This window comes from Tenacibaculum aquaeponti (assembly GCF_057221555.1).
On the sequence record NZ_CM170147.1, the window covers coordinates 1,372,611 to 1,396,456 of the forward strand.

Here is a 23,846-nt window from a genome sequence, read left to right on the forward strand (position 1 = left end):
GCTAATTCCTATAACTTTCCGTAACTTTGCGCAGTTTTATCTACGCAACTTACAATGAAGAAAATCTTAAATATATTATATTCTACTCGTTTAATGGCTGTCTTATTTTTTGTTTTTGCAGCCGCAATGGGGATTGCTACATTTATAGAAAACGACTTTGGAACTCAAACAGCAAAAAAACTAGTATACAACACCTGGTGGTTTGAGGTTATTATGTTGTTCTTTATCATTAATTTCTTTGGAAATATTTTCAGATATAAATTATTAAGAAAAGAAAAATGGACCGTTTTTATGTTTCACATTGCTTTCTTATTCATAATAATTGGAGCTGGAATTACAAGATATATCGGGTATGAAGGAATGATGATTATTGATGAAGGAGAATCTACCAACATTTTCTTGTCAGATGTAAATTATCTAAATGCTACCATTGATGATAATACCTCTCAAAAAACATATGACGAAAAATTATTATTATCAGCTTGGGGTAAAAACAGCAAAGATTTCACTTTTAAATTTCAACCAGATAAGAGTAAACCAGCTAATGAAGTTAACTTTAAACTCGTTGATTATATTCCTTGGTCTGAGAAAAAATTAGTTTTAGATGAAAATGGAGTAGAACATTTATTCTTTGTAGAAAGTTCTAGTGGTAGTCGTCATGAACATTACATCAAAAGAGGAACTATTCAAAATATTCACAATATTTTAGTTGGTTTTGATGCTCCAAATAAAAATGCCAATATCAACTTTTTTTATGAAGGAGATAATTTAAAAATCTTGTCTAAAGCAGACGGGAACTGGCTACGAATGGCTGATCAAAAACGTGGACAAATTGTTAAAGATAGTGTACAAAATTTCCAATTTTTAACTTTAAACACTATAGAAGGATTACAATTCGTAGTTCCTCGTCCTGCAGAAAAAGGTGAGATGAAAATTATTAGAGGAAAAAAAGATGATAAAAAATTCGACACTGTAGTTTTCGATATTTCATGCAATGGAGAAACTCAACAAGTTGAATTTACCGGAGGACAATTTAATACAAGTAATAAAAAAGATTTAACCATTGGAGGTTTAAATATTAGAGCTTGGTACGGAGCTAAATTACTACAAACACCATTTAAGGTTAAACTTAACGATTTTCAATTAGAGAAGTATCCAGGCTCTGAAAGCGCATCATCTTTTGCAAGTGAAGTTACAGTGATTGACAATGAAGATACTTTTGATTACAGAATTTACATGAATCACATTTTAGATTATAGAGGCTATAAATTCTTTCAAGCAAGTTATAGAAATGAAGGAGAAGCCATTGAACAAACTCACCTTTCTGTAAACCATGATTTCTGGGGAACATTTGTTACTTACTTAGGATATTCTCTTTTATATATTGGTTTGATTTCTATGCTATTCTCAAAACACACACGATTTGACAGCTTAAAAAAGCAATTAAAAAAAGTTCAAGAAAAAAGAACTATAGTTTTGTTTCCTATTTTATTTTCTTTTGGATTAACTTTTGGTCAACACGAAACTCATAAAAATCTCTTATCTGAAGAAAAAATAGATAGTCTTCTTCAAGTTAATATTGTAGACGGCAAACATGCAGATGAATTCAGTAAATTAGTAATTCAAGATGCTGGAGGTAGAATGAAACCTGCACATACTTTCGCTTCAGAATTAGTAAGAAAAGTATCTCATGCAGAAAACTTCAAAGGCATGACTCCAAGTCAGATATTACTTTCAATGACAGAATATCCAAGATTCTGGTTTCAAGTTCCATTTATATACCTTGAAAAAGGGAATTATAAAATTAGAGAAGTATTAGGCTTACCTAAAAGTGCAACTCATGCTCGTTTTATTGATTTTTATGACACAAAAGGAAACTCAAAAATCAATAAATTAATAGATCAAGCTCAAAAGAAAAAAATTCAAAATAAGTTTGAGCAAGATGTTATTAAAATTGAAAAACGTTTGTGGCTTTTAAACCAAGCAATTGGTGGAGGAATTTTAAAAATTTACCCTATTCCTAACGACGAAAATAACAAATGGGTATCTCAACCTGAAACTTTTCAAGTACCTTTTAAGGGTACAGACTCTGTTTTTGTAAAACAATCTTTACCTGTTTACTTACAATTACTTCAGGAAGCAAAACAATCTAAAAATTATGAAGAAGCAGGAAAGGTATTAGATGGCATAAAAAAATTCCAAAAGAAATACGGTAGCGAAGTACTGCCTTCGGAAAGAAAAATAAATACCGAAATTCTTTACAATAAAGCTAAAATATTCCCAAAACTTGCTAAATATTATGGCTTAGTAAGTGTACTTTTAATTCTATTTGTAATTCTTCAAATCTTTTATACCAAGAAAATATTCAAGCTAATATCAAAGATTTTAATTTACTCTATAATTGGATTATTTCTAATTCAAACTTCAGGATTAATTATTAGATGGTATATTTCAGGTCATGCACCTTGGAGTAATGCATATGAAAGTGTAATTTATGTTGCATGGGCAACAATGTTATTTGGTTTAACTTTAGGTAGAAAATCATCACTAACAATTGGTGCTGCTACATTTGTTTCAGCCATAATACTTGCTTTTGCAAATCAATATTGGATAGATCCAGAAATAGCCAACTTGCAGCCTGTTTTGAATTCTTGGTGGGTTTTAGTACATGTTTCTATTATTGTTGCTAGTTACGGTCCCTTCTCTTTGAGTATGATTTTAGGTGTTTTAGCATTAATATTATTAATATTTAAAAACAATAAAAATTATAAAAAAATAGATCAGAATGTTAAAGAAGTTACTATAATTAATGAAATGTCTTTAACTGTTGGTGTAGTAATGCTTACTGTTGGAAATTTCTTAGGCGGTATGTGGGCTAATGAAAGTTGGGGGCGTTATTGGGGTTGGGATCCTAAGGAAACTTGGGCTTTAATCTCCATAATGGTTTGTGCTTTTGTCTTACACATGCGTTTAATACCAGGACTTAGAGGGAAAATAGCCTTCAATTTTATGTCTGCTTTATCTTATTTATCTATTATGATGACTTTCTTTGGTGTTAACTTTTATTTATCAGGGTTACACTCTTATGCTAGCGGTGATAGAGTAGTAACTCCTAAAGAAGCATATATTTATACTTTTGTACTTATTTTTATAACTATTATAGCATGGCTTAGAAACAAAAAGTTTTCTAAGAAGTAATCCCTTTTTATGTTAGGAAAAATGTACATTTGTCGCAAAATAAGAAAGAATTAATATGTTTAATAAGAATATAAAATTAGCTCTAGCCGTAATAACTTTTGCTTGGGCTGTATATGAATTTACTCAAGGTCATATCGGAAATGGAATTTCAATCTTACTTTTAACAGGAATTTTCATCTTATTTTATTTCAAAAATGAATTTATTCTACTTGCTTTTTTAAAGTTAAGAACTCAAGATTTTGACGGTGCTAAAAAGTGGTTGGCATACATAAAAAAACCAGAAACTGCACTTACTTTAAAACAACAAGGTTATTATAATTATCTACATGGTACTATGCTTTCCCAAACGAATTTAACTCAGGCCGAGAAATTCTTAAAAAAAGCTGTAAAACTTGGATTATCTATGGATCATGATATGGCTATGGCTAAATTACAATTGGCAAGTATTGCGATGTCTAAAAGAAGAAAAAGGGAAGCAACTGTTTTAATGAACGAAGCTAAAAAATTAGATAAACACGGAATGCTTAAAGAACAAATTCAGATGTTAAAACAACAGATGAAGAGAATTTAATATCTGATTCTGATATTATTTAATTAATTGTATCTTTACTCGAATTCATTCTAGATCGATGATTAGAAATTTTCTTTTAAAAGCTCTTAACAAGCATGCTTCACATTGGGTTGTGCTTTTTATAGATACTATTTTAGTTGCCTTATCTTTTATATTGGCGTACACTATAAGATTTGCATCTTTAGATTTTAATGTATCTAATTTAACCTATCAAATACCTTTTGTTTCTTTAATTTCATTGATTAGCTTTTGGTTGGTTGGATCCAATAAAGGAATAATAAGACATACAGGAACCAGAGATGCTTTTAATGTTTTTATAGGGGTCACAATAGCTTCTATGGGAATAGTCTTTTTTGTTGCAACAAATAATGTTTTTAAGTTTTTCCCATGGTTTACAATACCTAAAACTATTGTTTTAATTCATTATTTTATCACAATTTTTGTACTTGTAGTTTGTAGATTTATCTTCAAAGCTTTTTATGAAATTATATCTTCCGAATTAAAAGATATTACTAATGTAATGATATATGGTGCTGGAGATTCTGGTTTAATTACATATGGAGCACTTAATAGAGATACAAGAAACAACTATGAAGTTGTAGGTTTTATCGATGATGATAAAAACAAAGTTGGAAAAAAAATAGATAGAGTAAAAATTTACAGTAGATCTCAAATAACTAAGAAATTTGTTGACGATAAAGAAATCCACGAAATTATCTTTTCTATTCAAAATATAAAATCTGAGAGACTTCTATATCTTACAGATAAACTTTTACAACTCAATGTAAAACCTAAAATTGTTCCACCATTTGCTAAGTGGATTGGAGGTGACTTCGAAGCAAATCAAATTAAGCAAGTAAAGATTGAAGATTTGTTAGATAGAAAACCTATTTCTATTGACAATCCAATAGTTAAAAGAGATGTTAACGATAAAGTTATATTGGTAACTGGAGCTGCTGGTTCAATAGGTAGTGAAATATCTAGACAGATTTGTAAATATAATCATAAACATTTAGTTCTTATCGATCAAGCAGAATCTCCATTATATGAAATTCAACAAGAACTATTAAGAACCGGAATTAAAAACTTTACCTCTATTGTTGCAGATGTAAGGGATCATGTAAGAATGGAAGCTGTATTTAAGGAATTTAAACCCGATAAAGTATATCATGCAGCAGCATACAAACATGTTCCTTTAATGGAAGATAGTCCTTATGAAGCTATTAAAATAAATATTAAGGGCACAAAAAACATAGCAGACTTATCAATAAAATATGGTGTAGATAGATTTGTTATGGTATCTACAGATAAAGCTGTAAATCCAACAAATGTAATGGGAGCGACAAAAAGAGTTGCTGAAATGTATATTAGTTGCTTGAGTAACACTAGTAAAACAACTAAATTTACTACTACACGTTTTGGAAATGTGTTAGGATCTAATGGCTCAGTAATTCCTTTATTTAAAAAACAAATAGAAAACGGTGGCCCTTTGACTGTTACTCATAAAGATATAACTCGTTACTTCATGACAATTCCTGAAGCTTGTCAGTTAGTAATTGAAGCTGGAACAATGGGTGAAGGTGGTGAAATTTATATTTTTGACATGGGTAAATCTGTAAAAATATTTGATATTGCTAAAAGAATGATTCATTTATCTGGATTGAAGTATCCAGAGGACATTGACATTAAAATAACTGGATTAAGACCTGGTGAAAAACTTTATGAAGAATTATTAGCAAATGGTGAAAACACAACACCAACCTATCATGAAAAAATTATGATTGCCAAAACACAAGATTTAAATGTTAACGACGTTAAAAAGAAAATAGAAAATCTTTGTGTGGAAAATATTAAATATGAAAACAATAAATCTGTAAAATTAATTAAAGAGATTGTACCTGAATTTAAATCTAATAATTCTATCTATGAAAAACTAGATAAAAAGATTTTAAATTAATTTTATTACTTTCGCCAAAAAATTTGACAAATGCAAAAAGCTTATAAAGTTGTTTTTTTTATACTTTTTTTAAGTGTTACATTAACATCTTGTGTCTCTAAAAAAGATATTACTTATTTTCAAAACGATCAAATAGATCAAAATAAAGTTTCAAACTCATACAAAACTATATTTAAGCCTGATGATTTACTTCAAATAACAGTTTCTGCTCTTGATTTTGAATCTGTAAAAACTTTTAATTTACCTGCTGTTAACTTTGCAACTACAACAAATAGAGCAATAGGTACCCCTCAACAACAAACATATCTTATAGACAATAATGGTTATATTGATTTTCCTGTAATTGGTAAATTAAAAATAGGAGGACTAACTCGAGATGAAGTAATTAAAATGTTAAAGGAAAAACTGGATCCTGACTATGTAAAAAACCCAACAATAAACATAAGAATAGCTAATTATAGTGTAACTGTATTAGGAGATGTAAGAAGACCTGGCACTTACACTATTCCAAATGAAAGAATTACTATTCTTGAAGCGATAGGATTAGCAGGTGATTTAAATATTACAGGAAAAAGAAATACTATAAAAGTATTTAGAGAAATTAATGGTAAAAAATTACAATTTGATATTGATATCAGATCTAATGATATTTTTACTTCTCCTGTTTATTATTTACAACAAAATGATCTAGTTTATGTAGATCAAAATAAAGCTTCTTCACAAGACGCCGCATTCAACAGAAACACAGGGCTAATGGTTTCTGTAGGATCTATAGTAATATCATTAATAACACTTATAACAAGATTCTAGAAAATGAGTAGTAATATAAATGTAAACACTCATGAAATTAATGATCATGAAACTATAAATATACGTGCTGAAATTGAAAAATATTTAATCCATTGGAAATGGTTTGTTATAGGTACTATTCTTAGTATTACTTTTGCCTTTTTATATTTAAGATATTCTACACCAAAGTATTCGGCTAGTACAACTATAATGATAAAAGACAATAAAAAGTCTGGAATCTCAGCTGAATTAGCTGCTTTCGAAGATTTAGGTATTATAGGTGGTGGCTCAAGTAATAATCCTGATAACGAAATTGAAATTTTAAAATCTCGTAAAATCTTAGGTGATGTTGTTAACAAATTGAATTTAACAACTAAATATATTTCTGAAGGTAGAGTTAAAAATTCTGAGACATATAAAAATACCCCGATTACTTTATCTGTTACTGATAGTCTATTTTTCGATAAAATTGAAAAAACAACTTCATTTTTTATCAAATTAAAATCTAAAGATTCTTTTCAGATTTACGACAGAAAGAATGATTTAACTCATGACAATTTAAATTTTAATGAAACATTTAAAATTGAAGAATTAGGAGATTTTTCTATTTCCAAAACCTCTTTTTTTGAAGAAGAACACATCAATAAAAAAATCGTAATTGTATTATATCCAAAAGATAAAATTATAGATCAGCTTATAAAAAGTGTTTCAATTTCTCCAATTAACAAAAACTCTAGTGTTCTTAAGCTTTCATTACAATCAGCAGTTCTTCAAAAAGCAGAAGATATTTTAAACGCTATTGTAAGTCAATACAATTTAGATGCTATAAAAGATAAAACAGAAGTTTCTACAAAAACTGTTGAGTTTATAGATGAACGTTTAGATGAAGTTGGTAAAGAATTAGCTATTGTTGAAGATAAGGTAAAAGATTTTAAAAAAGATTATAACGTTACGAATATTGAATCTGAAGCAAAGTTAGTTTTAGAATCAAGTACTAATAATCGTCAGAAAATAATACAATCTAATGTTGAATTAAACATTATTAAATCTCTTCAAAAAGAGCTTGAAAAAAGCGAAGGAACATTACCTCCTAACCTAGGTTTACAAGACATTAATATTGGAAAAGCTATTAATGAATACAACCAACTATTATTAAGAAAAAACAACCTATTAAAAAGTGCAGGGTTAAAAAACTTAGCTGTAGTAGAGATTCAGCGTAATATTGATGACTTAAGAAAATCAATAAAAATAGGGTTAATTAATCAAGAAAAAGCTGTACAATTTAAACTAGATAATTTAAATAGGGAAGCTCAAATTATGGGCTCTAAAATATCGTCTATCCCTGTTAAGGAAAGAAAGTTTTTAGATATAGCTAGACAACAAGAGATTATTGCAACTTTATATTCTTATTTATTACGCAAGAGAGAAGAAACAGCAATTTCACTAGCTGTTACTGTAGATAATGCAAAAATAATAGATAAAGCATATGGTTCTGATATTCCTGTTTCTCCTAAAAAGAAGATTATCTTTTTAGCTGCATTATTACTTGGAGTCATTGTACCTTTTATTATAATTTACTTGAGAGATCTTTTAGATACCAAAGTGCATACTAAAAGAGATATTCAAGAGCTTACTTCAGTTCCTTTCATTGGAGATGTTCCTCATAATGAAACTGGACAAAAAATTATAGTTAATTCTGATGCTAGATCTAGCACTGCTGAAGCATTTAGATTGATTAGAACTAACTTAGATTTTATGTTATCTAATACTAAATCTGAAAAAGGAAAGACAATATTTGTTACTTCTACTACAAGTGGAGAAGGAAAATCTTTTATTTCAATTAATCTTGCTTCCACTTTAGCTTTATCTGGTAAAAAAGTAGTTCTCGTGGGTATGGATCTTCGTGCTCCTAAGGTAACTGAATATTTAGGAATCCCTGATAGAAAAGGTGTAACCAACTATATAACAAATAATAACATTACTTTAAACGATTTAAAATTTAGAGTTCCAGAATTAAAAGATTTAGACATTATTGCCTCTGGTGTTATCCCTCCTAATCCTGCCGAATTATTAATGTCTGGTAGAGTTCAAGAATTATTTGATGAATTAACAACGGATTACGATTATGTATTGGTAGATACAGCTCCTGTAAACTTAGTAACAGATACACTTTTAATTGCCAAACACGCTAATGTTTTCTTGTACATAACAAGAGCTAACTATCTAGATAAAAGACTACTAACTGTACCTGACACTTTATATAAAGAAGAAAAATTACCTAATATGGCTATTGTATTAAATGATACCGATATGACTAGAGGTTATGGATATGGTTATGGATATGGTTATGGATACGGATATGGAAACGTAGATGATACAAAAAAACCTTGGTATAAAAGGATATTTAATAAGTAAATAAAAAAGGATGAATTTTAAAATTCATCCTTTTTTTATATTAAAAATTTAGTATTATTCTTTAATAAATTTTCAATTTTTTTATAATTTTTCTTTGTGCCTATTTTTTTCAGTAATCTTAAATGATTCTCGTGATGAGTATCTGTACCTACAAAGTCATATAAGTTCTCTTTTATTAACTTTTCAGCTGTATTCTTTACTCCTTTACCATATTGTTCAGTTAATGATAATAGGTTTAATTGAAATAAACAACCTGATTTTTTTAGTTTATAATAATTTTGAAAATCATTATGATAAAAAATATAACGCTCGGGATGAGCTAAAACAGGTTTATATCCCTTTAATTGAATCTCAAATAAAACTTCATATAAATTATATGGTGCATTAAAATAAGACATCTCAACTAAGACAAAATTTTCTTTTAAAGTGAGTATATCATTTTTCTCTAAAAGTTCTGAGAATTTTTCATCCATCATATATTCTGCTGCTGCATTAATATTTATATCATTATATCCGGATTTATTTAATACATCTCTTACAACTTCTAATTTTTCATTAATAATTATAGAAGTATTTGGATACACATCACCTAAAACGTGTGGCGTTGTAATGAAATTTTTTATCCCATAAGATTTCATTTTAGAAATTAAAGATATTGTGTGCTCGATATTCTTTGCTCCGTCATCAATTCCAGGTAGTAAATGCGAATGTATGTCTACAAAACTATCATTGAAAAATGTAGTTAATGGTACACTCTTTTCTTTTAAAAAAAACATAACATATATTAAATCTCTGTAAAATTAAAGTATTTAATCAAAAATTCAACTTTTATTTCGACGAAAACGTTTGAAATTAATTTACCTATTGTATATCCAGATTCTAAAATATATATTTGATTTAAACATCAACTAAAACAATGATTTTAATAGCAGACGGAGGATCTACTAAAGCAGATTGGATTGCTTTAGACAATAATAAGAATGAAATATTTAGAGTGCGTACTTTAGGGTTAAATCCTGCAGTTGTTCAAGAAGAAGAACTGAGAAATCGTATTGTAAATATGTTTCAGTTAATAAATATTAAAGATGAAGTTAGCGCAATTCATTTTTATGGTGCTGGCTGTGGTACACCTAAACCTGTAGAAGTTCTTCATAAGGTTATGAAAGAAATATTCACAAATGCAACGATTAATATTGCTGAAGATATGTTAGCTGCTGTTTATGCAGCTTCTGGAAAAGAGCCTGCTATTGTTTGCATTTTAGGAACTGGATCGAATAGTTGTTATTTTAATGGTAATGAATTAGAAATGATAGCTCCTTCATTAGGTTATACAATTATGGATGAAGCAAGTGGTAATTATTTTGGTAAAAAACTTATACGAGATTACTATTATAACCAAATGCCAAAAAAAATTGCTCAAAAATTTTCAAATGAATTCAATTTAGATGCTGATCATATAAAACATAACTTATATAAACAGCCAAATCCTAATATGTTTTTAGCTACGTTTGCTAAATTTATGTTTGAATTTAAAGAAGAAAAATACATAAAGAAAACTATAAAAAAAGGCTTTGAGGAATTCTTTAAATATAGAGTTTTACCCTATAAAAAAGATAGCTCAACTCCTATTTACTTTATAGGTTCTATTGCATATTACTTTGGTGATATTTTGGGAAAAATAGCAAAAAAATATGATTTAAAAATTACTGGAGTAATACAAAGACCTATTGATAAACTTCTAGAGTATCATAAAGCTAATATTTAACCTAATAACTCTATAACTCTTTCTAGAGCCATTCCTCTAGAACCTTTAATTAGAATATTACAATTTCTTATATCGTGTTGTTTTAAATAATTTTTGAAGTTTTCAAAATTTGAAAACTTCAAATTTTTTGAATCAATTTCAGTTTGAAAAAAATGTTCACCAATAAAAAAAACTTTATCGAACGATAACTCATTTGATAGATTAGCTATTTCTTGATGCTCTTCTTCACTTTTTTCACCTAACTCAAACATATCACCAAGTATAACAATCTTTTTATTATCTGTGATTGTTTGATAAAAACTTTCAAGAGCAGCCTTCATACTTGTTGGATTAGCATTATAAGCATCTAAAATAACCTCATTACTTCCCATTTTAAGCACTTGAGAACGATTATTATTGGAAATATAACTCTCTACAGCATTTTTTATTAGTTCATCTGATACACCAAAATATTTTCCTATAGTTATAGCGCATGCTATGTTATCATAATTGTATCTCCCAATTAAATTTGTTCTAATGTTTGTATTATTAAATAGTACTGTAACTGTTGGATTAGAACTTATAAATGAAATCGTATCATCTAAATAAATTACATTAGCATTTTTAGTTTTTTCTAATTGAATAGGGTCATTTTGATTAACAAATATCTTTTTATTATTACGAATTAAAAACTCATACAATTCAGATTTTGCTTCTATAACACCTTGTACAGAACCAAATCCTTCTAAATGAGCCTTTCCAAAGTTCGTTATATAACCATAATCTGGTTCAGCTATACTTGATAAAAAAGCAATCTCTTTATGATGATTTGCTCCCATCTCAACGATACCAATTTCTGTTTCAGTAGTCATAGACAATAAAGTTAATGGAACACCTATATGATTATTTAGATTTCCTTTAGTTGCATTAGTTACAAACTTTTTATTTAAAACTACATCAATTAATTCTTTAGTTGTTGTTTTACCATTACTGCCCGTTAAAGATATTATAGGTATATTTAACTCTTTTCTATGATAATTAGCTAATTTTTGAAGAGTTTTTAATACATTATCTACTACTATAATATTAGGATTAGTTTTGTACTTTTTTTCATCAACAATACTATATAAAGCACCTTTATTTAAAGCCTCTTCAGCAAATTTATTTCCATTAAAATTTTCTCCTTTTAATGCGAAAAAAATTGTGTTTTTTCTAATTTTTCTTGTGTCTGTGTCAACCAAATAATATTGGCTATATAAATTATAAATATCTTCTATATTCATAATGTAAAAATAAAAAAACCTCACTTAAAAAGTGAGGCTTTAATTTATGTTTTACAAGATAAATGTTTAATTTCTTGAATAACTATATCTTGGTGTTGCCGTCTTTTTTTGATCTCTAACCATTGGACCTACCTTATCTGTAGCACATCTGAATCCAATAAAGTTAGTAGAAATATATTCTGGGAAATATCTTCTTTGAGCTGGATCTAACCAGTATTCTCTGTCTGCCCAAGAACCTCCTTTATATACTCTTGTTTTATTACTGATAAGAGTTGTTCTTCTTTTCTTATCGTACTCTAAACTAGAAATTACATTTCCTAAAGTATCTCTTTCAGCTTGAGGTCTTATAGGAGAATCATACATTCTAGGAACTCTTTGATCTTCATCAGCATCGAAATTTTTTGTAGATTTTTTATCTCCATCATTTAAATCTGAGTTATCTGCAAAAGAATAATTCCTTCTCATGTAAGTATCATCTTTAGTAATAGGGATATATTTAATTGTTCCTGGTAAAGCTTTTGGTACAATATTACCATTTACTAAGGTATCATTTTCAACCTCACTATCATCTACAATCACTACTTTACCATTTGCGTCAATTAACTTTTTTGTGTAAATATTTCCTCTAAAATAATTAAAGTCATTTGCCTCTGAATCTACTAAAGGTCTATATACATCTGAAACCCATTCAGCCACATTACCCGACATATCATATAACCCAAACGCATTTGGAGGATAACTTCTAACTGCATTAGGAATATCTGCTCCATCACTACTCCAACCAGCAATACCACTATAATTTCCTTTTCCTTGTTTAAAGTTAGCTAATTGATCGCCTCTTCTAGATCTTGATCTGTTTCTTGTATATTTACCACCCCAAGCATATTTTTTTCTACCTCGGATATTGTTATATTCTCTATTTTCAAAAATAGCTTTAGCAGCATATTCCCATTCTGTTTCTGTAGGTAACCTAAATTTTTGTGAAAGAATACCATCAGAAGATGTTACTTGTCTACCAGTAAAAGCTCCTTTCTCTGGTTTAGGATCTCCTTTTTTTCTAGGTACTGGAATCCCTTTTTTATAAATTGTTGAGTCTCCATCAAATAACACGTAAGGATCTGTTAAATACACATCCGTATCGAAATTATTTCTTCCTCTAAACTCTAAGGAATCTTCTTTAAATATATTAGTGATAACTCCTTTATCCATTAAAATTTTAAGATTCACCGCATTTGTTCTCCATTTACAATATTGATTTGCTTGAATCCAAGTAACTCCAACCACTGGATAATCTGAGTAAGCTGGGTGTCTTAAATAACTTTCTGAAAGTAAGTTTGTATTTCCTAAACCTTTTCTCCAAACTAGAGTATCTGGTAAAATCGAAGGATAAATATGTTTAAATTGAGGATCTGAAGGAGGAAATACATCTTTAGTATATTGCATGAATAAACTATACTCAGAATTTGTCACCTCTGCTTCATCCATATAAAAAGAACGAACATGCATTTGTTTTGGTGTAGTATTCCAATCAAACATAACATCATCCTGAACTAGTCCCATAGTAAAAGTTCCACCTTCAATATGAACCATACCAGGAGGAGTATTTCCATCTTTAAAATCTCCTTTAACATAATTACCATAGTTAGGATCATTAAAATTCCATCCTGTAAGAGAAGATTTACCAGAGCTTCTTCTTGAACTATTACAAGAAAAAATGATTGTGGAGATAACTAGTAAACCTAATAATTTTAACGTACTTCTCATGTATTAATTTCTTTTTTTAGGGTCTGCCAATTTACAACATTTAAAATTCATATTAATATATAAATATAATAATTTTGAATCATTAATGAATACTAAATCTTAACGATTGTTTTTTCACTTTATTATATTAATCTTGTAAAATGAATACTAACCTACAAAAGGTCTCGTTATATTAGAACATTTCATGAAAAAAAAGTCACTTTTAATTCTAATCTTCTATTCTGTTTGTCTTTTTAGTCAAACAAGAAACTCTGCTCTTGCAAATGGAGAATGGTATAAATTTTCAATAGACGTTTCTGGCGTATTCAAAATAGATGCTAACTTTTTATCTAGCCTAGGAATTAATATAAATTCTTTAAAGCCCAAAAATATTAAAATATATGGGAATGGAGGAAAATTATTACCTGAATTAGCTTCAGATTTTCGACATCAAGATTTACAAGAAAACTCAATTTTTGTAAAAGGTGAAGAAGATGGACAATTCAATGATAATGATTACATACTATTTTATGGTGTTGGGCCTCATAGTTGGAATATCGATATTAACAATGAAACTGCAAATCATATTCAAAATATATATTCTAATAAAGCATATTACTTTATAAATATATCAGATAACCCAGGAAAAAGAATCACTAATAATCAACCTATTACAAATAATGCTACTTTAAACATTAGTGAATTTGACGACTTCATATTTCATGAAAAAGAAGAAACAAATATTTTAGCTGTTGGTAGATTGTGGTTTGGTGAAAACTTTAGTATTAATTCTAATCAGGATTTCAATTTATCTTTTGAAAACGCTGTTACTGGTTCCGATCTTTTAGTTAGGGTAACAGCCGTTACCCAATCTACAACTACTTCAAACATGAATATTACTGTAAATGGAAATAATATTCCAACTATAAGTTTCCCCCCAGTTTCCAACTCTACATCTTCAGGACTAGCAAGATACGGTGTTAGTTCAGGAAATATAAATGCTGCTAATGATATTTCCATTAACATTAATTACAACAATAACGGGAATCCATCTGCTAATGCTTTCTTAGATTATATTGAAATAATAGGAAAAAAACAATTAATTGCTGGAGATAAACAATTTAATTTCAGAAGTTTTGACCAAGCTAAAAACACAAATATTGTATCTTATCAAGTTCAAAATTCAAATAGTATTTCTCAATTATGGGATATAACAGACCCTTTAAATCCTTCAATAATTATAAATGAAACTCCAGATTCTAACATCTTTTCTTTTAAAGCCTTAGGCGGAAATTTAAAAGAATATGTAGTTTTAAATGAAAACGATTATTTTTCTCCAGAAAAAATCGCTGTTTCTGTAGTTAAAAATCAAAACTTACAAAGTTTAACTGATATTGAATATTTAGTAATAACTAATGATGAATTAAAGAACCAAGCACAACGTTTAGCAGATTATCATCAAAAAAATTCAAATTTAAACACTAAAGTTGTAAATGTTTCAGACATATACAATGAATTTTCTTCAGGCTCACCTGATATAGTTGGAATACGTGATTTTATTAAATATTTACATGATACTAGCTCCCAAAAATTAAAGTATGTATGTTTTTTTGGTGACTCTTCTTATGATTTTAAAAATAGACTTACTGGTAATAACAATATAGTTCCAACTTTTCATGCTGAAGAAAGTTTTGATTTAGTTGCTTCTTATGTTACTGATGATTTTTATGTAATGGTAGATGATAATGATGGTCGCATGTTAGCAACTGATGACATAGACATTGTTTCTGGTAGAATTCCTGTTACTACTGTTCAAGAAGCTAGTAATGTTATTGATAAAATACTAAGTTACTATAAAACTGATGCTTTTGGTGATTGGAGAAATAATATTGCCTTAATAGCCGACGATATAGATGAAAATTCAGATCGAACTCTTCAGTCTGGATTAGAAGAAGTTGCTGATAGTATAAAAAAATATAAACCCGTTTTAAATATTAATAAAATTTATGCAGATGCTTTTAAACAAGAAAACTCTTCTGGAGGTGAGCGTTATCCTGATGTAAAAAACGCTATTACAAATGCAATGGAAAAAGGAGTACTTGCTTTTGATTATTTTGGTCATGGTGGTGAAGATGGACTAGCTTTAGAACGTATTTTAGAAGTACCACAAATTCAAGGATTCAATAACCTTAACACCTTACCCTTATTTATAACAGTTACTTGCGAGTTTTCAAGATTTGACAACCCACTAAGAGATACAGCAGGTGAGCAGTTATTCTTAAATCCTAACGGAGGAGCTGTTAGTATGATAACAACAACAAGAGATGTTTTTATTTTTTTAGGAGAGGCATTTAATAAAGAATTAGCTAAATATGTTTTTGATTTTGATAATTCTGATGACAGTATTGCTGCTAATCTTATAAAAACTAAAAATGAAACCTCAAGTAATCAACGCTTTTTCATATTCTTTTTTGGAGATCCAGCTATGAAATTAGCAATTCCAAAACCAGATGTAAGAATCACAAAAGTAAATGATGTTGATATTTCTCAACCGATTGATACATTAAAAGCTTTATCTAAAATTAAACTAGAAGGTATCGTTAGTGATAATGTAGGAAATCCTTTAACCGATTTTAATGGTGTCGTATTTACTACAATTTTTGATAAACCAATTGATAAAACTACATTAGATAATGATGGCTTTGGTATTATTAATACTTTCGATTCTCAGGATAGTAAAATTTTCAGAGGTAAATCTTCTGTTGAAAATGGTCGTTTCGAATTTGAATTTATAGTTCCTAAAGATATAAAAATCGCTAATGGTAAAGGAAAAATTAGCTTGTATGCTCAAAATGAAAATGAAGATAAAGGTGGAGTTAATTTCGACATAACAGTAGGCGGAATAAATGAAAATGCAACCGAAGACAATACTGGCCCTGAGTTAAAAGCTTTTATGAACGATGAATCATTTATAGATGGAGGAACAACAAACTCATCTCCAAATTTAATTATAAAATTATCTGATATTAGTGGAATTAACACTTCCATAACTGCTGTAGATCATGATATTGTTGCTATTCTTGATGGAAATGAATCTGAACCATTTATTTTAAATGATTTCTATGAAACTGAACTAAATGATTTTACCAAAGGAGAAGTAAACTTTAAATTTAGAAATTTATCTATAGGCACACACACTTTAAAAATAAAAGCTTGGGATACTTATAATAATTCATCAGAAATCACGTTAACTTTTGAAGTTATAAGTGACACTAAACTCTCATTAGAAAATGTATTAAACTACCCTAATCCATTTACCAATTACACTGAATTTTGGTTTAACCACAACAAACCCAATGAACCATTAGAAGTTCAGATACAAATCTTTACAGTTTCAGGTAAGATAGTAAAAACGATTAATCAAACTGTACAAACGAATGGAGCGTTATCTAGATCTATAAATTGGAATGGTTTAGATGATTTTGGTAATAAAATAGGTAAAGGTGTTTATATATATAAAATTAAAGTAACTTCATCTGTTAATAATTTATCATCAGAGAAGTATGAGAAATTAGTTATCCTATAATAAAATCATATATTTGTCAAAATAATGTTAAAATCAAAATGAAAAAAATACTATTACTAACCTTAGCTATTTCTATTACAGGTATTAAGCTAAATGCTCAGCTAGACGCTAAAGCACTTACTACCGCAGTTCCATTTTTACAGATAAACTCCGATGCAAGAGCTGGAGGTATGGGAGACATTGGTGTAGCAACTTCATCCGATGCATTCTCTTTATATCATAACCCTGCAAAAATTGCTTTTAACAGTAACAAACTAAGTATTGGAGCTAGTTATGTTCCTTGGTTAAGAAACTTAACAGATGATATTTTCGCAGGAAATCTATCTGTAATTAATAGATTTAGCGAGAATAGTGCTTGGGGAGCAGACTTAAAATTATTCTCTTTAGGTAGAATCGATTTAACTAGTACTGATGGTTCAAGTAACGGAAGTATTAACCCAACTGAACTAGCTATCTCAGGATATTATTCTTTAAAATTAAGTGAGAAGCTATCTATGGCTGTTGGTTTAAAATATATTAACTCTAATTTAGATGTAGACAGTACTTTAGAAGCAGTAAATTCATTTGCTGTTGATGTTGCCGCTTACTATCAATCTGATGAACAAAATTATGGCACTTTTAATGGACGATACAGAATCGGATTAAATGTAGCCAATATTGGACCTAAAGTTGAATATACCCCAGGAAATGAAGACTTTATTCCAACTATTGCTAAATTAGGTGGTGGTTTCGATTTCATTTTTGATGATTACAACACATTAGGTCTTAATGTAGAATTTAGAAAATTATTAGTTCCTTCTAGTGGATCTAGATCAGAAAGAGGTTGGTTTGAAGGAATGTTTACATCTTTGGTAGATCGTAGTTTTAGCGAAGAATTACAGGAAGTAAATTGGTCATTAGGTGCCGAATATTTATACAATAACGCTTTTGCAGTAAGGGCTGGATACTTTAATGAAAGTGAAGAAAAGGGAAATAGAAAATTTTTCACTTTAGGTGCTGGTTTTACAGCTAATGCTTTTAACGTAGATTTATCTTATTTAGTGAACGTTTCAGATGTGAACAATCCTTTAGAAAATACACTACGCTTTTCAATATCATTTGATTTAGGAGAAATTTACGAAGATTATTAGTATCTTTCCATTATAAAACATTAAAAAAGCAGTCTTACGACTGCTTTTTTTAGCTAGCATAGAACCATATTCATGAAAAAAATCAATATTTCTTCTGAAGCAATTATTTATGATAATTTTTCAGAATTAAACATAGAAGATCAAAAACTTATAGAGGAAGCCAACATAGCTAAAAGTAAATCTTATGCTCCCTATTCAAAATTTAATGTAGGAGCTGCATTATTACTAGAAAATGGTGTTGTAATTCATGGTAATAATCAAGAAAATGCAGCCTATCCATCCGGCATGTGTGCAGAACGAGTTGCCATATGGAAAGCTGGTTCTGAATACCCTAACATGAAAATAAAAAAACTGGCTATAGTAGCATCTTCTGAAAATACAAAAGTAGATCAACCTGTTGGCCCTTGTGGAGCATGTAGACAAACTTTACTTGAATACGAAATCAATCAAAAAGCTCCATATGAAGTTATATTTATGGGTGAAATAGGAAAAATAGTTAAAACAGAATCTTTAGTCTCTTTACTTCCTTTTTCTTTTGACAGTTCATACTTGTGATTTTTTGTTAACTTAGGTTAAGTTTTTATTGTTTTCATAATAAAAAATAAAAAAAACAAAAAAATCAACAAAAAAACCTTTATTAAATATTCACTTATATATCAATCAAATTATCATATTTAAAAAATAATAGATTTATAATAAGAATCTAACAAAAATAAATATTCATTTTAAAATAAAATAGGTTTACAAGAGCAAAACCTGTTTATTTGTTATCTCCCTAAATATATTTTTACAATGAAGGCAGTAATAACAGGTACAGGATGCTATATTCCAAAAGTAAAAAAAGAGAATAATAAATTTATTTCCAATAAATTCTTAAATTCAGATGGCACCGCTTTTAATTCCTTTAATACAGAAATCATTGAAAAATTCAAATCAATAACTGGAATTGTAGAAAGAAGATATGCTAAAAATGATTACACTGCATCTGATTTAGGTTATTTTGCTAGTAAAAAAGCAATAGAAAATGCAAGAATAAACGCAGAAAGTATAGATTACATTATTGTAGCTCATAATTTTGGAGATGTAAAAAAAACTGGAATACAAAGTGATATTATCCCTAGTTTAGCTACCAGAATAAAACATTTGCTACAAATTAAAAATCCAAATTGTGTTGCTTATGATATTTTATTTGGATGTCCTGGTTGGGTAGAAGGTGTCATACAAGCTCAAGCTTTTATTAAAGCTAATATCGCAAAAAAAGTATTAGTGATTGGAACAGAAACTTTATCAAGAGTTATTGACAAACATGATAGAGATTCTATGATATACAGTGATGGTGCTGGCGCTTGTATTGTAGAAAGCGTAGAAACTGATATAGAAACTGGAATTTTAGGTCATGCAACTCAAACATTTTCTAAAGACGAAGCTTATCATTTATTTTTTGGTAATTCTTATAATAAAAATGAAGATGAAAATGTACGATACATTAAAATGCATGGAAGAAAAATTTATGAATTTGCTTTAACGAACGTTCCTCAAGCGATGAAAGTTGCTTTAGATAAAAGTAATATAGATATTGATGAAGTGAAAAAAGTTTTTATCCATCAAGCAAATGAAAAAATGGATGAGGCTATTATCAAACGTTTTTATCGACTTTATAAAAAACCTGTTCCAAAAGATATTATGCCAATGAGTATCCACAAACTTGGTAATAGTTCAGTAGCTACAGTTCCTACATTACTAGATTTAGTTCTTAAAGGAAAAATTGAGGGACATAACTTACAAAAAGGAGATATTTTCATTTTAGCTTCTGTTGGTGCGGGTATGAATATCAATGCAATAGTATATCGTTATTAAAAAGTGAAAAATTCATGCAAAAATAAAAATCAAACTATTATTTTTGCGGATGCAACAACACAACGTATTAATATTAGATTTTGGTTCGCAATACACTCAGTTAATTGCGCGTAGAGTAAGAGAGTTGAATATTTACTGTGAAATTCATCCTTACAATAAAATTCCACAAAACTTAAACGATTTTAAAGCTGTAATCTTATCAGGAAGTCCTTCTTCTGTTCGTTCAGATGAAGCACCACATCCAGATTTATCAGAAATTAGAGGTAAAAAACCTTTATTAGCTGTATGCTATGGCGCACAGTATTTAGCTCATTTTTCTGGTGGTTTAGTCGCTCCATCAAATACAAGAGAGTATGGTAGAGCAAATTTATCATTCATAAAAAATGAAGAGCAATTTTTAAACGGTATTTCTGAAGGAAGCCAAGTTTGGATGAGTCATTCTGACACCATTAAGGAATTACCTGAAAACGCTGTTTTATTAGCAAGTACTAAAGACGTAGAAAATGCTGCCTATAAAATTGAAGGTGAAACTACATTTGCTATTCAATTTCACCCAGAAGTATACCATTCGACAGATGGTACATTATTATTAAAAAATTTCTTGGTTGATATTGCTAACATTGAACAAAATTGGACGCCAAACTCTTTTGTTGAATCAACAGTTTCTGATTTGAAAGAGAAAATTGGAAATGATAAAGTAATATTAGGACTATCTGGAGGTGTAGATTCTACAGTTGCGGGAGTTTTATTACATAAAGCAATTGGTGATAATTTACACTGTATTTTCGTAAATAATGGATTATTAAGAAAAGATGAGTTTAAAAGTGTACTTCAGCAATACGAAGGCATGGGATTAAACGTTAAAGGTGTAGATGCTTCTGAAAGATTTTTAAATGCCTTAGCGGGAATTAGTGATCCTGAAACTAAAAGAAAAACAATTGGTAGAGTATTTATTGAAGTTTTTGATGACGAAGCAGCTAAAGTTGAAAATGCAAAATGGCTTGCACAAGGAACTATTTATCCAGATGTGATCGAATCTGTTTCTGTAAATGGAGGTCCTTCAGCAACAATAAAAAGTCATCATAATGTTGGTGGATTACCAGATTTTATGAAATTACAAGTTGTTGAGCCTTTACGAATGATTTTTAAAGATGAAGTTAGACGTGTTGGAGCTTCTATGGGAATTGATAAAGAACTATTAGGAAGACATCCTTTCCCAGGACCAGGCTTAGCTATTAGAATCTTAGGAGATATTACTTCAGAAAAAGTTCGTATTTTGCAAGATGTTGATGCCATTTTTATAAATGGATTAAAAGAGTATGGATTATATGATAAGGTTTGGCAAGCTGGTGCAATCTTATTACCAGTTAACTCTGTTGGAGTAATGGGAGATGAAAGAACTTATGAAAAAGTAGTAGCCTTAAGAGCTGTTGAAAGTACTGATGGTATGACAGCAGATTGGGTAAATTTACCTTATGAGTTCTTACAAAATATATCGAATAAAATAATTAATAATGTTAAAGGTGTAAATAGAGTTGTTTACGATATTAGTTCTAAACCACCTGCAACAATAGAATGGGAATAATCATACTAAGCAGTAATTGAATTATATGAATAAGATTAAAATTTGGTCTTTTACTTTAATAGTAACTATACTAGTATCTTCTTGTAGTCAACAAAAAAGATATATCTCTTATAAAGTAAAAGAAGGGGAAACTATGCGAGATATCGCAAATCGTATCGATGTTAAAACGGAAGATTTAGTTCGTTTAAACCCAGATGTAGGTGAAACCCCATCGACAAATAGTGTTATTATTATACCTAATCCAGAGTATAAAAAATCAATTCCTTTAATACAAGAACCAAAAGGTGACAAACAGTCTGAGGAAAATAAAGATGAAAACACTGATGAATCTTCTTCTGAAAATGAAGTTACTACTGAAGATAAAAATAATACTGTAAAACAACCTGATTCTACTCAAATTGTTAGAACTGTTATTGAATATAAAAAACATACGGTAAAACCAGGAGAAACTGTTTACAGAATTACAAAAGATTATAACATTTCAAAAGATGAATTAATTAATCTTAACCCGCAATACCCAAGATTAAAAGAAAATTACTTGGATGTTGGTCAGGTACTAAAAGTTAAAATAGAACAAAAGAAAATAGTTTATTTATCTAGAGAAGATGATTTAAAAAATCATATAACTCATACGGTAAAATCAAAAGAAACTGTTTATAGTTTAACAAGATTCTATAATATTACTAAAGAAGATTTAATGAATTTGAATCCTGAATACCCAGAGATTGAGGATAATAATTTACAAGTTGGTCAGGTATTAAGAATTCGAAATATTGCTGATAATATAGAAAGATATTCTTCCGAAATGTTTATTGACAGTATTGCTGAAATAAATGAAAACATAAAACTAGCTTTACTTTTACCATTTAGAGCGAAAGAATACGACAGTATTTCATATGAAAATATTTTCGATACTTCTAAAGGAAAAAGAGGAAGTGCAAATCTTGCTAACTTAGTTACAGATTTTTATATGGGTTCTGAAATCGCTATCGATTCCATTAAGAGTTTAGGAATAAAAGTAGATGTTTCTGTATTTGATACTGGAAATAGAGGAAAAAATATAAAAGGTATTTTAGAGAAAAAACTTTTGAATAATATGAATGCTATTATTGGCCCATTTTATTCAGACAAAGTTAAGGAAGTTGCTAAAGCATCAGATGCCCCTGTAATTTTTCCTCATTTCTCAAGAAATCAAGATCAATTTTCTTCTTCAAAAATTGTAAAATCTGCTCCAGATAAAATCACTAGAAGTCAAACTTTAGGAAATTACTTAAGTAAGATTTATAATGGAGAAAATATTTTTATTGTTTCAGACGGAACAGGATCTTCAGATTCTCAAGCTAAGGAAATAACAAAAATATTAAAAAGTAATGACTCTATTAAAAATGTTTTTGTATTAAAACCAGAAAATAATTTTATTAAAAAAGAACGTTTTACAGATAAAATGAAGCCTAATTCTCATAATTGGCTAATAATAGCTTCTGATCAAACTGCAGTGGTAGCTAATGCTATTAATAGCATGATTGTATTACCTGAAGGTATTTCTGCTCAAGTATTTGCAATTGAGAAAAATGGTAGATCTTATGAAAATGTAGATAATAATACTTTAGCTAGAATTGGTTTCACTTATGTAACTGATAGTTATGCTAACTATGAAGATCTGCACTTACAAAGATTTATAAATAGTTATAAAAATAAAAATAACGATATACCTACAGAATATGCTGTTCGAGGTTTCGACATCACTTTTGATACTTTAATGCGTTTAGCTTCAGGAGAGAAACTTTTAGACACTTATAAACAAGGAGCTTCAATTCGTTTAGAAAATAAATTTGAGTTTGACAAAAAACTTTTTGGAAGTATATATAACAAAGGGTTATTCATTGTAAAATACAATTCAGATTTAACTTTAGAAAGAATTAAATAAATAATTTAACTAAGTTTGACTAGTCCTAAATAACCGTTACAGTTATTTATTGATTAAATAT

Annotated in this window: 15 protein-coding genes; 12 read left to right on the forward strand and 3 right to left on the reverse strand. The window is 28.8% G+C overall.

Features of this window, described 5'->3' with window-relative positions; translation table 11 throughout:
* The first annotated feature begins 54 nt into the window (after window positions 1-54).
* Genes AC2TEO_RS05945 through AC2TEO_RS05965 form a run of 5 tightly spaced genes read left to right on the forward strand, consistent with a single transcriptional unit; the run spans window position 55 to window position 8,930 of the window.
* Window positions 55-3,198, forward strand: coding sequence for a cytochrome c biogenesis protein (locus AC2TEO_RS05945; protein ID WP_442267231.1), 3,144 nt, complete (start codon window positions 55-57; stop codon window positions 3,196-3,198).
* 55 nt (window positions 3,199-3,253) lie between these two features.
* Window positions 3,254-3,769: a DUF2892 domain-containing protein gene (locus AC2TEO_RS05950; protein ID WP_442267232.1), complete on the forward strand. Its 516-nt coding sequence runs from the start codon at window positions 3,254-3,256 to the stop codon at window positions 3,767-3,769.
* Window positions 3,770-3,827: 58 nt separating this feature from the next.
* The gene (locus AC2TEO_RS05955) at window positions 3,828-5,726 is read left to right on the forward strand and encodes a polysaccharide biosynthesis protein (protein WP_442267233.1); all 1,899 of its coding nucleotides are present in this window, start codon (window positions 3,828-3,830) and stop codon (window positions 5,724-5,726) included.
* Window positions 5,727-5,756: 30 nt separating this feature from the next.
* The gene (locus tag AC2TEO_RS05960) at window positions 5,757-6,536 is read left to right on the forward strand and encodes a polysaccharide biosynthesis/export family protein (RefSeq protein WP_442267234.1); all 780 of its coding nucleotides are present in this window, start codon (window positions 5,757-5,759) and stop codon (window positions 6,534-6,536) included.
* Window positions 6,537-6,539: 3 nt separating this feature from the next.
* Window positions 6,540-8,930 carry a GumC family protein gene (locus AC2TEO_RS05965; RefSeq protein ID WP_442267235.1) on the forward strand — a complete coding sequence of 797 codons (2,391 nt, stop codon included), beginning with the start codon at window positions 6,540-6,542 and terminating at the stop codon, window positions 8,928-8,930.
* Window positions 8,931-8,965: 35 nt separating this feature from the next.
* Here the strand turns inward: AC2TEO_RS05965 and AC2TEO_RS05970 are convergent, their stop codons facing one another.
* A complete protein-coding gene (locus tag AC2TEO_RS05970; RefSeq protein WP_442267236.1) occupies window positions 8,966-9,706 on the reverse strand; it encodes a tyrosine-protein phosphatase in 741 nt (246 codons plus the stop codon).
* A gap of 140 nt (window positions 9,707-9,846) precedes the next feature.
* On the opposite strand from AC2TEO_RS05970, the gene AC2TEO_RS05975 reads away from it, so the two are divergent.
* Window positions 9,847-10,695: an N-acetylglucosamine kinase gene (locus AC2TEO_RS05975; RefSeq protein ID WP_442267237.1), complete on the forward strand. Its 849-nt coding sequence runs from the start codon at window positions 9,847-9,849 to the stop codon at window positions 10,693-10,695.
* Here the strand turns inward: AC2TEO_RS05975 and AC2TEO_RS05980 are convergent.
* Together AC2TEO_RS05980 and gldJ are read right to left on the reverse strand one after the other, a co-directional pair.
* Window positions 10,692-11,957, reverse strand: a complete 1,266-nt coding sequence (locus AC2TEO_RS05980) for a UDP-N-acetylmuramoyl-tripeptide--D-alanyl-D-alanine ligase (RefSeq protein ID WP_442267238.1) — start codon at window positions 11,955-11,957, stop codon at window positions 10,692-10,694. The two genes, AC2TEO_RS05975 and AC2TEO_RS05980, sit on opposite strands and share 4 nt — an antisense overlap.
* A gap of 66 nt (window positions 11,958-12,023) precedes the next feature.
* Window positions 12,024-13,721, reverse strand: a complete 1,698-nt coding sequence (gldJ, locus tag AC2TEO_RS05985; RefSeq protein ID WP_442267239.1) for a gliding motility lipoprotein GldJ — start codon at window positions 13,719-13,721, stop codon at window positions 12,024-12,026.
* A gap of 184 nt (window positions 13,722-13,905) precedes the next feature.
* Here gldJ and porU point away from each other — a divergent pair, with 184 nt between their 5' ends.
* From porU to AC2TEO_RS06015, 6 genes are all read left to right on the forward strand, one after another.
* A complete protein-coding gene (porU, locus tag AC2TEO_RS05990; RefSeq protein WP_442267240.1) occupies window positions 13,906-17,286 on the forward strand; it encodes a type IX secretion system sortase PorU in 3,381 nt (1,126 codons plus the stop codon).
* Between the two features lie 38 nt (window positions 17,287-17,324).
* Window positions 17,325-18,416, forward strand: a complete 1,092-nt coding sequence (gene porV, locus AC2TEO_RS05995; RefSeq protein WP_442267241.1) for a type IX secretion system outer membrane channel protein PorV — start codon at window positions 17,325-17,327, stop codon at window positions 18,414-18,416.
* 72 nt (window positions 18,417-18,488) lie between these two features.
* Window positions 18,489-18,971 (forward strand): cytidine deaminase, encoded by a 483-nt coding sequence (cdd, locus tag AC2TEO_RS06000; RefSeq protein ID WP_442267242.1) that lies wholly within the window; start codon window positions 18,489-18,491, stop codon window positions 18,969-18,971.
* A gap of 237 nt (window positions 18,972-19,208) precedes the next feature.
* Window positions 19,209-20,273 (forward strand): 3-oxoacyl-ACP synthase III family protein, encoded by a 1,065-nt coding sequence (locus AC2TEO_RS06005; RefSeq protein WP_442267243.1) that lies wholly within the window; start codon window positions 19,209-19,211, stop codon window positions 20,271-20,273.
* A 49-nt stretch (window positions 20,274-20,322) separates the two neighbouring features.
* Complete coding sequence (guaA, locus tag AC2TEO_RS06010) at window positions 20,323-21,858, forward strand: glutamine-hydrolyzing GMP synthase (RefSeq protein ID WP_442267244.1); 1,536 nt, start codon at window positions 20,323-20,325, stop codon at window positions 21,856-21,858.
* Window positions 21,859-21,883: 25 nt separating this feature from the next.
* Window positions 21,884-23,785: an amino acid ABC transporter substrate-binding protein gene (locus AC2TEO_RS06015; RefSeq protein WP_442267245.1), complete on the forward strand. Its 1,902-nt coding sequence runs from the start codon at window positions 21,884-21,886 to the stop codon at window positions 23,783-23,785.
* Window positions 23,786-23,846: the final 61 nt, after the last annotated feature.

Excerpts from the sequence above, each read along its gene's own strand:
- AC2TEO_RS05945 (WP_442267231.1), top strand. The coding sequence starts at position 55 with ATGAAGAAAATCTTAAATATATTATATTCTACTCGTTTAATGGCTGTC.
- AC2TEO_RS05950 (WP_442267232.1), top strand. The coding sequence starts at position 3,254 with ATGTTTAATAAGAATATAAAATTAGCTCTAGCCGTAATAACTTTTGCT.
- AC2TEO_RS05955 (WP_442267233.1), top strand. The coding sequence starts at position 3,828 with ATGATTAGAAATTTTCTTTTAAAAGCTCTTAACAAGCATGCTTCACAT.
- AC2TEO_RS05960 (WP_442267234.1), top strand. The coding sequence starts at position 5,757 with ATGCAAAAAGCTTATAAAGTTGTTTTTTTTATACTTTTTTTAAGTGTT.
- AC2TEO_RS05965 (WP_442267235.1), top strand. The coding sequence starts at position 6,540 with ATGAGTAGTAATATAAATGTAAACACTCATGAAATTAATGATCATGAA.
- AC2TEO_RS05970 (WP_442267236.1), bottom strand. The coding sequence starts at position 9,706 with ATGTTTTTTTTAAAAGAAAAGAGTGTACCATTAACTACATTTTTCAAT.
- AC2TEO_RS05975 (WP_442267237.1), top strand. The coding sequence starts at position 9,847 with ATGATTTTAATAGCAGACGGAGGATCTACTAAAGCAGATTGGATTGCT.
- AC2TEO_RS05980 (WP_442267238.1), bottom strand. The coding sequence starts at position 11,957 with ATGAATATAGAAGATATTTATAATTTATATAGCCAATATTATTTGGTT.
- gldJ (WP_442267239.1), bottom strand. The coding sequence starts at position 13,721 with ATGAGAAGTACGTTAAAATTATTAGGTTTACTAGTTATCTCCACAATC.
- porU (WP_442267240.1), top strand. The coding sequence starts at position 13,906 with ATGAAAAAAAAGTCACTTTTAATTCTAATCTTCTATTCTGTTTGTCTT.
- porV (WP_442267241.1), top strand. The coding sequence starts at position 17,325 with ATGAAAAAAATACTATTACTAACCTTAGCTATTTCTATTACAGGTATT.
- cdd (WP_442267242.1), top strand. The coding sequence starts at position 18,489 with ATGAAAAAAATCAATATTTCTTCTGAAGCAATTATTTATGATAATTTT.
- AC2TEO_RS06005 (WP_442267243.1), top strand. The coding sequence starts at position 19,209 with ATGAAGGCAGTAATAACAGGTACAGGATGCTATATTCCAAAAGTAAAA.
- guaA (WP_442267244.1), top strand. The coding sequence starts at position 20,323 with ATGCAACAACACAACGTATTAATATTAGATTTTGGTTCGCAATACACT.
- AC2TEO_RS06015 (WP_442267245.1), top strand. The coding sequence starts at position 21,884 with ATGAATAAGATTAAAATTTGGTCTTTTACTTTAATAGTAACTATACTA.